The sequence below is a fragment of the Trichocoleus sp. FACHB-262 genome, from assembly GCF_014696035.1.
Taxonomy (GTDB): domain Bacteria; phylum Cyanobacteriota; class Cyanobacteriia; order FACHB-46; family FACHB-46; genus Trichocoleus.
Window position 1 is genome coordinate 1 of record NZ_JACJPK010000113.1, and the last position, 11,941, is coordinate 11,941.

The following is an 11,941-nucleotide window of genomic DNA, read 5'->3' on the forward strand; positions in this document are numbered from 1 at the left end:
TGCGGAGCCTAGGTCATACTTATCAGGAGATGGGAGACGACGGCAAAGCTATGGACTATTACCAACAAAGCCTAGCGCTCGCTCGCGAGCGCAAAGACCGCCGAGCTGAGGGAGCTGCTTTGGGGGCTCTAGGAGTTGTCTATGAGGGTTTAGGAGACTGTAACAAAGCCATTGAGTATTACGAACAAAGCTTAGCCATCGAGCGCGAGACCAAAGATCATCTGGGCGGAGCGCCTGTTGTCTTTTATAGTGAACCTAGGAGTTGTGTATGAGGGCTTAGGAGACTGCAACAAAGCCATAAACCATCACCGGGTATCAAACATTTGTGCGATCGCTGAACCCAGCCGATTGAGATACTATTGATATCTCAGCGGTTGAGAATACCTAAAAGGCTGAGTAGTAAAAGATTTCGGGCAACAAATTCCTGACTTGGGGTTGTAGGGGTCAGAAGCTCAAAAGTTGTGGGGTCTCTGCCTGTATTTAGGCAAATTTTAGGCAAGAAGAGTAAAGCGCTCTCTACAACCTATAGCTAGAAAGCACTCTATTATTTCTATGAAAGGACTGCAAATCCTTTACCTCAAATCAACCTGCAAATATTCGGTCCTTTGTTTTACAGTCAAGGATCTGAATCAAAATGCAGCTTGCAGCGCTCCACAACTGTAAATAAGCTTGTTCTTAAATCAACGTTTCAGTTCTTCGCACGATTGATGAGTTTGTTTACAACTGAGCCCAGTGACGAGAGCGGCATGAATACACATCTCACCGTTGCACGCCAGTATTTGAGCGCGTTGGAGCGGGGCGTCGGGCGTGACGAACTCGCCACGTTTTTCACGGATGATGTGGTGCAAGAGGAGTTTCCTAACCGGCTCGTCCCAAACGGAGCTACGCGCGATCTTAACGCTTTGCTTGAGGGGAACGAGCGCGGCAAGCAAATCATGGCACGCCAATATTACAATATAACAAACATTGTTGAGGCCAGCGATCTCGTCGTGCTGGAAGTGCAATGGAGTGGAACACTCGCCCACGCCGTCGGCCCGCTTGCTGCAGGTGACACGATGCATGCCCGCTTTGCCGTGTTTCTGGAATTTCGTGACGGAAAGATCAGTGCCCAACGCAATTACGACTGCTTTGAGCCGTGGTAATTAAGTGATGTTGTTGGCGCTGTAACCGGGTGCCGTAACGTATGGTCTGCTCATTGGGGTGTTTGAAGCGAGGCTATCAAGAAGTGCAATTAAGCTGAAATCCATATAGAACAAGGGATTGAGCGTAGTTGTTTTGTGCCAAAAAGTTCTATCATCCTCCACACCAGCCTGAACCAAACAACGAGTTTGCGCTGTTTTAGGCTCCGAATTAGGGCTAATTGCATCTGGTGACAGCTTCGCTTCAATTGGCCCTTGATGTGCATGCAAGGGGATGGGTTAACGCTTTTGGGAAGCAACCATCAGTCACATCCGAAATCCTAAGGGGCCTGTTGTGAAGTTGCTTGAGAGAAACGTTTGAGCTTGATGTTAACTGTTTCATTGCTCCTGAGAGAAACACTATGGAATTTCTATTACAACGCTGGGCGATCGCGGGGTTAAGTTTGGCTACAGTAGTTGGAACCATAACCGCTGCGAATCTATCTCACGCTATGCCTTCAGGCCTAAAACCAATTCCTGAAAATGCATGCCAACGATCGAGCTTTTATCAAGTCAAAACTTCTGATGGGTTAGGCTTGGTAGCTCGCCGCCCAGATGGCACCTTGCGGTCACTGGCTAACGGTACGTTGATCAAGTTTTTGGGTGAGGGACGACGTGGAGCCAGTCTGTTGGTAGCTGGAGAAAAGGCACCTGTCGTGGTTGATAACCTCCCCTTCCGTTCTTTAGTGACCATTGCTTCGAGTGCGCATTTCGCTGGCAAAATGCGCATCAAAACCTTGGAACCAGGAGGCTATGTCAACCTTCGCAAAGAAGCCACAGTTTGGGGAGGCAATGAAACGTTGATTGCGGGCGTGTTGAAAGATGGCACCGAAGTCAGCGTCCAAGGATTGGCTCCTAATACCTCAGAGTTTTACTATGTTATAGCTCCTGGAGGGTTAGAGGGATTTGTCACTAGCTCATACTTGCTTTGTAATGCTACCTAAGCGATCACTTAGGATGAACTAAACAGGGTTACTTGACGGCACTGAAAGATCTGAAAAATTGAACAGCTAACGGTAATAGCTATTATCGTTAACTTGAAAAACTGGCTAAGCCTATTGCGACGTATAGGGTACACTCCTGCTGTCATTAGTTCTCGGCTGAGGCAAGCCTTGCAGTTCCTTAGCGATCGAGCAACGAAATTTGAGGAACCTATTTGGTAGTATGACTAGCGTTACTTTCATCGTGCTACAAGCATGCATTAGATGGCACCGAATCCTTCAGTTTGAGGCAAATCCACTACCCTCACTAGTCAACTGGGACACTTCATTGAGGGCTATCTACAGCAAAATTTTAGCTAATCGATCTCAATGCTGGGAGCCAGCAAGCAGTTACCACAGTACAAGAGGATAAAGGCAGCTTTAGATCCGTTCGTCAACGAGGTTAAGGGAGATGGTCAAAAAGAAAAAGAGTGAGAGACCCTGGAGCTACAAACGCGCTCCTAATGGTTGGGAAGTGTGCCTGGACGGTAAAAGTAAAGGCATAGTCGTCAAGGATGGTCCTGCTGAAACTCCGTGGAGATGGAAATCGCTGGGTCAGAGTGGAGGACTTCACAGTACCCGGAATGAGGCAGCAGCAGCACTTTTGCAAGCGTACAAAGAAAAGTGAAAACAAGGTAGGGCTTTGCGTTGGAACACAGGCGATCGCTTACTCTCAACATGCCAAAGCGCCTAGCGCCTGATGGCTCTCCTTAGTCCAAGGTAAATCCGTCACTGGTTTTGCCAATACCGAAGAAGCAGCGGTATTACCGGTCAAAATCCTGCCTCATCTGAAGCTGGAGCGCAAGCAGTTTTGCAACAGCTGAGGGGCTAAGCCTGGTGTGCGGAAAACGGTCCATCTTTAGCCTTTACAACGTGACGCTTGCCTTAGGAGAGAGTGAAGCCATTGTCCAAGCTTTTGGGAACGGCCTGTATTACCTATGCAATCGCTGACTAGTTCGTTAATCGCCCCCTTCCGATTACTGCCTGACTCAGTATCAATCCCACGTTAGGTACTGTTTCACAGACTCCAGAGTCTCTACGATCACTTGAGTAGCGTTATGGGCGATCGCATGGCACAACGACCTGGCATTTTCCCCACCTTCTTCATCTCTGGCTTTGAGTGTTCCACGTTTCTCTGGAAGGACAAGCAGAGGCGGAATCTGGTTGTGGAGACCCAGCACGATCGTCATGTCCAAGAAGATTACAATCTCTTGAGATCGCTGGGAATTGATGTCGCACGCGAAGGCATTCCCTGGCCGCTGGTCGATCATCAGGGCAGCTACGACTTCTCGGGCATCGACCCGATGCTGGACGCGATGCGACAGACACAAATTACGCCCATCTGGGATCTTTGCCACTACGGCTATCCAGACGACCTCGACCCCTTCTCGGAAGCCTTTGTCGATCGCTTTGCTCGCTACTGTCGAGCTGCCGCAGAGTATGTCATTCCTCGGCTGCTAGGTCCTCATTTCTTCACACCCATTAACGAGATTACCTTTTTCTCATTCTGCGGTGGCGAGTGGGGCTGGGTCGCTCCCTATCAGAACACTAGAGACGATCGCTACCGGTTGCGCTTAGCCCTCTGTCGAGCCGCGATCGCAGGAGTCAAGGCGATCCGAGAGGTAGAGCCACAAGCCCGCATGGTTCATATCGACCCCTTGGTTCAAGTCGTCGCTCCCCGCGATCGCCCGGATCAAATTGAGGCTGCGCAGCACGAGACCTACGTGGACACATTTTTGGCCTGGGACATTCTATGTGGGAAAGAGCATCCTGAATTCGGCGGTTCTCCTGACATTCTTGACATCGTGGGTGCCAACCACTATTCCTTTGGCCAGATGGAATACCGAGAACAGGGACCGCACCAAGCTCTTCCACCCAATGACGATCGCATCAAGCCGCTGTGTGAGTTAATCAACTGGGTCTGGGAGCGATACCACAGACCGATGATCATTGGCGAAACCAGCGGACTGGAAGCCGGACGTGATGAGTGGCTCAGGGACGTGATGGACGAGGCTTTAGCAGCGGTGAATGCAGGAATTGATCTGCATGGGATCTGTTTATTTCCGGCTGTGGATATGCCAGATTGGCACAGTGGTAAGTGGCTAAACAACGGCATCTACGATTTGGTGAAAGAAGGGGATAACCTAAAGCGGGTCCCTTGTGAAGCCTACATCGCCGAACTGCGGCGCTGGCAACAGGAACTCAATCGGGTGATGACCCTAGATGCTGACCCCCTAAGTGATCCCGTAGATCTCCAAGATGTGATTGATGCGGCCCAGCGACTGCAAAAAGTACCTGACCGCAACTGGCATTGAGGATTCAATTGCACTCATTTGTCGGTCTGCGCGATAGTTTTTCGAAGTCGGGACCAAGGTTCCATCCTGCTCGATCCAAACCACCTGAATTACAAAACAATTTGTAATTGTAGCAACCTTGCCTTCCTACTAGGGAAACCTGGACTCATATGACCTGTGATTGAAGGCACTCAATTTTCTGATGTATAAGCATGCATTAGAGATATCACTATGCTAGGCAGACTGACAGTCAAACAGATTCAGCTTTTGGGTAATCGAACCAGTATGTCGGTACTGGCAATGACCAGTATGGTTACAGTTGGAGCGATTGCTAGCGTGACGGCATACTGGGTGCTTCATCAACACCAGAGTGGGGCAGTAAATGTACCCACTATTGAACCGTTCATTAATTCTGTCACTGCCCTCGGATATTTAGCTCCTCAAGGTGAGATCATCCGTCTTGCAGCACCAACACCCAATCAGCGTTTAACTGAGTTACGGGTCAAAGAAGGTGACAGGGTTCAGGTTAACCAAATCATTGGTGTGATAGATAACTTAAAAGAATATGAAGCATCGGTCAACAGCGCCAAAGCACAGGTTAATGTCGCACGGGCACGTTTAACACGAGTACAGGCAGGTGAAGAAGCTGGGGTGATTGAATCCCAAAACCGAAAAATTGCTAGTCTAAAAGCACAATTGGCGGGCGATACCGCAACGCAACAAGCGGTGCTGGCACGGCAGAAAATAGAACTTGCTAATTCTGAAACAGACTATCGACGGTATGAAACACTGGCTCAAGCAGGTGCTATCTCTAAAGCAGACGCAACCCATAAACAGTTACAAGCAGAAGTTGCCAGAGTTCGGTTCCAAGAAGAAGAGGCCAGGTTACAAGAAATAGTGGACACGGGCCGGCAACGCATTGAAGAAGCAAAGGCATCACTGACAAGTCTTGCCACAGTGCAACCGACTGATGTGTTAGTCGCTCAGGCAGAATTGAGTGAGGCATTGTCACAATTGCACAAGGCAGAAGTGGTCTTGGATTCTCTGTATGTGCGATCGCCCATCGCTGGTCAAATTCTGCGGCTGAATGTCAAGGTGGGTGAGCTGGTTGGTCCAGGAGGCATTGCCGAGATTGGCAAGACACAACAAATGTACGTAATTGGAGAAGTGTATGCCAGCGATCGCCAGTACGTTAAGATTGGTCAGCCAGTCACGATTGCCAGTGATTATGACGGATTCGGAGGCGAACTTACAGGTGTGGTGGAATCCATAGATTTACAAATTGTGAAGCCTGATGTGGTGGCGAATGATCCTGCTGAGGACACGGATGTTAGAGTTGTCAAGGTGAAAATCCGGTTGAATCCTCAAGATAGTGAGCAGGTTAAAACTCTCAGCAACCTAGAAGTGAGAGCTTCAATTCAAATTCATCGCCCGCCTGTATCAATTAGGCAGAATTAACCTCACAGTATGCATCGATTCGCCAAAACTCCCCTCGCTTGGCTGCAACTGACTCATCACAAGCTACGGCTGATAGTGGCGCTAATGGGGATTGCATTTGCCGCGATCTTAATTTTTGTACAATTGGCATTTTTAGATTCCCTCTATGAAAGCCAAACAGCCGTACACAAAAGGATGAAGGCAGATTTTGTCTTGGTTGATGCGAGGTTACGCACGCTCTCTCGTTCCTACCTTTTTCCCAAGCAATATCTATATCGGGCACTCAATTTTTCTGAAGTTGAGTCAGTCAACTACATTCTGTATGGCCGGCAGTCGTTTAAATATGGCAACGCGGTTGGAGGCAAGGGGGTTATTGTTCTAGGAATTAATCCCGATCGCTGTCCCTTTGAAATTCCTAATTTTCAGCAGGTGGCTCACTTACTGCGAACCAGAGATGTTGTTCTGTTCGATCGCAATTCTGATATGAAAGAATATGACGATCTGGTTAAAGATTTAGCGACAGGTAAACCCATTGCAGTTGAAGTTGGCAAAGAGCGCGTTCTAATCAGTGGATTAGTTGATTTTGCCGGTGCATCTTTTGCGGATGATGGCAATCTAATCACGAGTGATACAACCTTTTTTAATTTGCTGCCTACACTCTCTAAAAATACAATAGCAGTCGGCTTAATCACGCTGAAACCGGGTGTAGATCGGACAAACATCCTGAACAGAATTGAAAATCAACTTCCTAAAAATGTGAAATTGATGACGCGGCAAGGCTTTATTGAACACGAAAAATATTACTGGAGCAGCAGTGCCCCGCTTGGCTTTGTATTTACTGTTGGAGTCTGCGTCAGTTTCTTCGTAGGAGTAATTATTGTTTACCAGATTCTTTACACCGAAATTACAGATCACTTATCCGATTATGCAGTCCTCAAAGCGAGAGGCTTTAAACATCGGTACTTTTTAGGAGTCTTATTTCAGGAGGCTCTAATCCTTGCGGTGTTGGGATATATTCCTGGGTTTGCAATTTCTTTAGGGATCTACGAATTTGTCCACAATGCTACCGCTTTGCCGATGTACATGACGTTTTCAAGAGCGGTTTTGGTGTTTCTACTTACCATGATGATGTGCTTTACATCCGGGAGCATTAGTATGAATAAGTTGCGAGAAGCTGATCCAGCAGATCTGTTTTAAGTTTCAACTCGAGTTTTGTATAGTTACCTAATCATCCGTGTCGGTTCAAACTATTGTCTGTATTCAGCACCTTAATCACTTCTTTGGCAAAGGAAATCTCCAAAGTCAAGTTTTGTATGACATCAATTTCAAAGTTAAGTCTAAAGACTTTGTCATTGTTACTGGCCCATCCGGGTCTGGCAAAAGCACATTGCTCAGCCTCATTGGTTGTTTGCGATCGGTGCAGGAGGGCAGCCTCAAGATTCTGGGACAAGAGCTTCAGGGCGCAACCCGTGAACAATTAGTCCAGATGCGACGGCATTTCGGATATATTACCCAGTCCAGCAACTTGTTGCATTTCCTTACTGTGCGACAGAATGTCCAAATTGCCCTGGAATTATTACCAGACATTTCGCGCAAAGAAGCCAACAGTAGGATAGAAGAAATTTTAGAAGCGGTGGGGCTAACGGACAAACTGGATGTCTATCCCAGTAATCTGTCTGGTGGACAGAAGCAACGAGTCGCGATCGCCTGTGCCCTAGTTACTCGTCCCCAGCTGGTACTGGCGGATGAACCAACAGCCGCTCTAGATAAAGTGTCAGGACGCAACGTTGTCGCTCTGATGCATCGGCTCGCAAAAGACCAAGGAAGTGCGATTATCATGGTGACGCATGATAATCGCATTCTAGATTTGGCAACTTGCATCATGCATGTTGAAGATGGCAGATTGGCTCTCGCCTTAAATCAAGAATTATCAATCGCGCTTCCCGGCATTGATGAGGCATTACTAGCCAAATCTGAAAGGCAACCCACCCTCCTCACCTACCAAGCAAAGGAAATTATTGTGCGACAGGGAGACCCTGCCAATCAGTTCTATATCATTCTTGAAGGCGAGGTTGAAGTTTATCAGGAAGCCGTTAGTAAACCACCGCGCCACTTAAGTCGGTTGCGTCGAGGCGATTATTTTGGCGAAGTGGGTTTATTATGTGGTGGACAACGCACAGCAACTGTGCAGGTGGCAGCAGAATCAGAAGTGAAAGTGATGGTGATTGAAGAGGACCTATTCAATCTACTGATTACTCACTCAGAGCTTACAAATGCGGAGATTTCTCGGCAATTGCGGCAAAGAGTCATGAACAGTCATCTAGCCAGTGTGTTACCCAATGTTGATCCAGCCGATATCATTGCGGTAGTTGCCCAAGCCAAGTCCTTCAGATATGGAGCCAACTCCACGATCGTTCAACAGGGTGAACCAGCCGATAAGTTTTATCTAGTTTTTACAGGGGAAGTCGAAGTATCAGGTTTACTTCCTGGCAATGGCTTCACCTCTCGTAGGCTCAAAGTAGGTGAGTACTTTGGCCACCCAGAATTAGCGACAGGGGAATGCTATCCTTTCACCGTACAAACCCAACCCGATGCTGAGGCTGAATTGCTGACCATTGAGCGAGAAAGTTTTTGTAGTCTCATACTTAAATCCAAGACGAATCAAGATATTGTTGCGTCTGTCATTTCACATCGACTCATGAGCAACTCGGTCGGACCTGAGTAGCTCCATATTATCCACAGCCACTCTAGTGCTACTCTTCATCCCAAAGTGCTTGAGTGTAGCCAAGTTGCTCAAGCGCCGCCCTTTCTGCTTCAGATAAATCCTCCCAGTATTCATCGTTAGATTCAGGGGCGTCAGTTTCCTCTTCCCAACTGGATTCATCCCAGACGGCACTTGGACCACCGCTGCCAAATAAATCTCAAAGTTGAGAGGGGGCTAATGAGGGGACTGATGAGCTTAGAAAGTAGAGCCAATCAGGGACATAGCCCATTGACCTCGTTGATAAAACGGTCGCTTTTCAGGGTTTAGTTGTAGTAAGGCATGAACGAAACCCGCACAAGTGTCACTACAGTTGACCCAGCTGTACCCATACGAACCCGTATAAAATGGCTATGTCTGAGGCGAACTCGCTGCTCTGCCCCCCTCGCTAAGGTGTGGGAGTCGGAACCTCACTTTCACTCGGTTGTTTCAGTCCTAAACCACTCTTCCCAAGGAGTTCGCTTCCCGACATACTGGTTGCACACTTTCCCCTGCTCTTTCCAATAGGCATACCAGTAAGGGCCATGCCCCACATCTGTAACTTCTCCTGCCATACATTTACAACCGATTCGGTTGCAGCGCCGCTTTTCTCGTTGGTAGGTCTTGCCTTGATAATGTCGTTGCTCAGTGACTGCTGCTTCAGGACGCGGCGGAATGGCCAAAGCGACCTCTACTTCTGAGGCGATCGCCTCCCCTAGCCAAGCATAAATCTCCTGCTTCTGCTGCAAGTTCAACCGTTGTAGAGTGGCACGAAGCGATTCTAGAGAAGGTTTGCGTGGCATGACTAATTCTTGTGTAACTTCAGTTGTTATTTCCCTGGTTACACAAGAAGCTTTTTTCAAGTGGCCTGACGATTTTGTATAATCCCCATGGTTACTTGCTAGCCCTCTGGTTTAAGTAAGCTGCGGTCTTGTGTAACCTTCTTCCCTAGTTACACAAGATGAAACTGACATCAAATCTTCTCAACCTTGGAGGTTTCCTGAGGAACTGGAGCTTTAATCCACACGTCCGACCCATAAAACTCCCCTGGCTGCTCAAGTTCAAAGTCTCCTAGCAGTAACCCTAGCCATAGGTCTACCCAAGACATTCCGAGCCCTTGATACAAATGCTGGAGGGAAATCCTTGGTTCTCGCTGCCGCTGAAGCCACTGGCTGATCGCTTGGCTCCACTCACTCACTGACTCCTCATGCACGATCGCCCAGACTAAATCTGCCTCAGCGGGTTGCTCCTCCTCTCCTCCCATGTCTACGACCCACTCCTCTAGCCACTCCAAGATCACATCCTTATCCACCAGTGCTGCAACTGATCCTGCTGCCACATCCTCTGCTGTTCCTCGCTTCGCTTTCCGTTGACGTGGAGGAGCAGGCTCCATCAACTCGCTTAAATCCACACTCATTGTCTGGCGCACAATATCGGTAAAGAAGCTTGGCTCTACTACCGGATCACGATAGGTATCCTCCCATTCCGTAATCAATACCTCTGCTCGTACAGCACATAGCTCAGCCACTCGCAGCAGCGCTTCCCCCGCTACTTGCAACTGTTCTGGCTCTGGGGCTTGAGCGATCACCACATCCATCTGCCCCAACAACTCTGCCACATTCGCTTGCTCTGGCATGATCTGAGCTGCTCTCAAAGAATCCCACAGCGGTAGTTCTAGCTGCTGATTCATTCTTCCATTCCTCTCAAAGCCAGCGCCTCCAGATGAGTCGCATGGTAAGCACAAGGACGGATCGGGCACTGAGATACCGAATGCTGCTGCTCATGGGCATAGCGCTCAAACCCACCGCGTCGCCCTTCACCATATTGCTGGTACAACGCCTCTAGCAATTGACGCGCATACTCCTTCACCGATCGAGGCGGTAGCCCAAACGTATGTTGAGGTTGCGTCATCGCTTGGGGCTGATTTCCTACCCACAACTCGGCACACATCGCATGAATCACCACCTCATCATTCGCTTGCCGAGGCTGGTCTACATAGGTATGTAACACCACATAAGGCACCTCAGGAAGCGGAACCACGATTTCTGCAATCTGAGATCGCCGCCTTACACCTTGAGCCCGTCCCTTCCGGTAATAGGAGCGCCGACTGTGACAAGCCGCATCCTGCCAGCAGCCATCACCTCCAACTGCGGCATCGTGTAGCTTTCGAGCTTCATCTGCCGTCAACAGACTACAAGCCCAGCAGGTTTCATTCGGCGATCGCCCCATCGTTGAGTCCAAAAGGCTTCCTTATTATGGCTAGCCAAGTAAAATTTTTGTCTGTGTTGATAATAATCTTAGAATAATCAGATAGAGATAAGTGTCGTTATCTCTATCTGAAATTTGCTCGATTTTCTCTATGACGATGACTTCATTTCCTGAGGACCCCGTTTTGCTCGTCGTGCTCGTGCTGCTAGAGGGCCACAAAGACAAGGAAACTCAGCGATCGCAACCTTCAGGCATACACCACCTGAAATCCCACTGGCTGGTGGTCACAGTTGGCTTTAGCCTAGGAAACGAGCAGAATTGCTGGAAAACCACCCGTTAGGTAGTCGCTCACTCCTCAGTCCAGCCGTTAAAAGTGGAGAGTTGCGATGAAGATCAGGAGTTTGCATTGTGAGTACACAGCAGGAGCATCCAGATAACAGCGCTCTAACTTCTTCCGGGGCAGATCAAGCAGATGCCAAGATGCTTCAGGTCGATGGGAATCGTCCGATTGATGAGAGTGATCTTCAGGTAGAGAGAATTTTGCCCATTGATGGCGATCGCCCCGTCGTGGCGGATGAAATCCAGGTCCTTGCCACGATTGAAGTTGATGGCAGCCGTCCGATTGTGGCCAGTTCCTTAGAGTCGACCGAAACTCTGGGCATTGATGGCGATCGCCCCATTACGCCGAGCCATTTGCATGTGAAAGCAGTGGTTGACGAAGATGGCAGTCGCCCGATTACAGCGGATAAAGTTCAAACTCGCAAAACCTTTTCTCTCGATGGCGATCGCCCCATTATGGCAGATGAGCCAGAAAAGCCGGGTATGCTCCGAGACTACATTGACTAGTAGGGACTGCTCCAAATTTGGGGGAGAGTTTGATTCCGGTTAGGCCAAGACCGGTTTTCCCGTGGCAACTGCCTGTTCCACAATATCAGCCGCACGCTGAACACCTCCAGCGCGATGCGTTGCTTGCTGGAGTCTCAACACCTGTTGTTTGTAAGAGTCCTGACTTAGCACTTGTTGAATCACGTTTCGTAATCTGGGAACCTTTAACCGGCGCAGCGGCACACATTCCCCGGCTCCTGTCCAAGCAATCCGGGCCGC

General features: G+C 48.8%; 13 protein-coding genes. 9 read left to right on the forward strand and 4 right to left on the reverse strand.

Features of this window, described 5'->3' with window-relative positions:
* The 7 genes from H6F68_RS27650 to H6F68_RS29685 all read left to right on the forward strand — a co-directional run.
* A partial coding sequence (locus tag H6F68_RS27650; RefSeq protein WP_190564085.1) for a tetratricopeptide repeat protein occupies positions 1 to 272 on the forward strand: 272 nt, incomplete at its 5' end.
* 369 nt (positions 273 to 641) lie between these two features.
* Positions 642 to 1,142, forward strand: coding sequence for a nuclear transport factor 2 family protein (locus H6F68_RS27655; RefSeq protein ID WP_206755571.1), 501 nt, complete (start codon positions 642 to 644; stop codon positions 1,140 to 1,142).
* A 398-nt stretch (positions 1,143 to 1,540) separates the two neighbouring features.
* Entirely contained in the window at positions 1,541 to 2,122 is a 582-nt protein-coding gene (locus tag H6F68_RS27660; protein WP_190564089.1) for an SH3 domain-containing protein, read from the forward strand.
* 1,106 nt (positions 2,123 to 3,228) lie between these two features.
* Complete coding sequence (locus H6F68_RS27665; protein ID WP_190564107.1) at positions 3,229 to 4,473, forward strand: family 1 glycosylhydrolase; 1,245 nt, start codon at positions 3,229 to 3,231, stop codon at positions 4,471 to 4,473.
* Between the two features lie 210 nt (positions 4,474 to 4,683).
* On the forward strand, positions 4,684 to 5,910 hold the full coding sequence (locus tag H6F68_RS27670) for an HlyD family efflux transporter periplasmic adaptor subunit (RefSeq protein ID WP_190564091.1): 1,227 nt from the start codon (positions 4,684 to 4,686) through the stop codon (positions 5,908 to 5,910).
* Positions 5,911 to 5,919: 9 nt separating this feature from the next.
* The gene (devC, locus tag H6F68_RS27675; RefSeq protein ID WP_190564093.1) at positions 5,920 to 7,086 is read left to right on the forward strand and encodes an ABC transporter permease DevC; all 1,167 of its coding nucleotides are present in this window, start codon (positions 5,920 to 5,922) and stop codon (positions 7,084 to 7,086) included.
* A 37-nt stretch (positions 7,087 to 7,123) separates the two neighbouring features.
* Positions 7,124 to 8,614: a cyclic nucleotide-binding domain-containing protein gene (locus H6F68_RS29685; RefSeq protein ID WP_190564095.1), complete on the forward strand. Its 1,491-nt coding sequence runs from the start codon at positions 7,124 to 7,126 to the stop codon at positions 8,612 to 8,614.
* Positions 8,615 to 9,066: 452 nt separating this feature from the next.
* Here H6F68_RS29685 and H6F68_RS27685 read toward each other — a convergent pair whose 3' ends face one another.
* From H6F68_RS27685 to H6F68_RS27695, 3 genes are all read right to left on the reverse strand, one after another.
* Entirely contained in the window at positions 9,067 to 9,432 is a 366-nt protein-coding gene (locus H6F68_RS27685; protein ID WP_190564097.1) for a hypothetical protein, read from the reverse strand.
* A gap of 170 nt (positions 9,433 to 9,602) precedes the next feature.
* The gene (locus H6F68_RS27690) at positions 9,603 to 10,319 is read right to left on the reverse strand and encodes a hypothetical protein (protein WP_190564099.1); all 717 of its coding nucleotides are present in this window, start codon (positions 10,317 to 10,319) and stop codon (positions 9,603 to 9,605) included.
* Entirely contained in the window at positions 10,316 to 10,870 is a 555-nt protein-coding gene (locus H6F68_RS27695; RefSeq protein ID WP_190564101.1) for a hypothetical protein, read from the reverse strand. The genes H6F68_RS27690 and H6F68_RS27695 overlap by 4 nt, the downstream gene beginning before the upstream one ends.
* A gap of 124 nt (positions 10,871 to 10,994) precedes the next feature.
* Between H6F68_RS27695 and H6F68_RS27700 the strand changes: the two genes are divergently transcribed.
* Both H6F68_RS27700 and H6F68_RS27705 read left to right on the forward strand, forming a co-directional pair.
* Entirely contained in the window at positions 10,995 to 11,177 is a 183-nt protein-coding gene (locus tag H6F68_RS27700; protein WP_190564103.1) for a hypothetical protein, read from the forward strand.
* Positions 11,178 to 11,245: 68 nt separating this feature from the next.
* Positions 11,246 to 11,683 (forward strand): hypothetical protein, encoded by a 438-nt coding sequence (locus tag H6F68_RS27705; RefSeq protein WP_190564105.1) that lies wholly within the window; start codon positions 11,246 to 11,248, stop codon positions 11,681 to 11,683.
* A gap of 39 nt (positions 11,684 to 11,722) precedes the next feature.
* Here H6F68_RS27705 and H6F68_RS27710 read toward each other — a convergent pair.
* Positions 11,723 to 11,941, reverse strand: a 219-nt coding sequence (locus H6F68_RS27710) for a hypothetical protein (RefSeq protein ID WP_399315307.1), incomplete at its 5' end; no start/stop codon positions are given.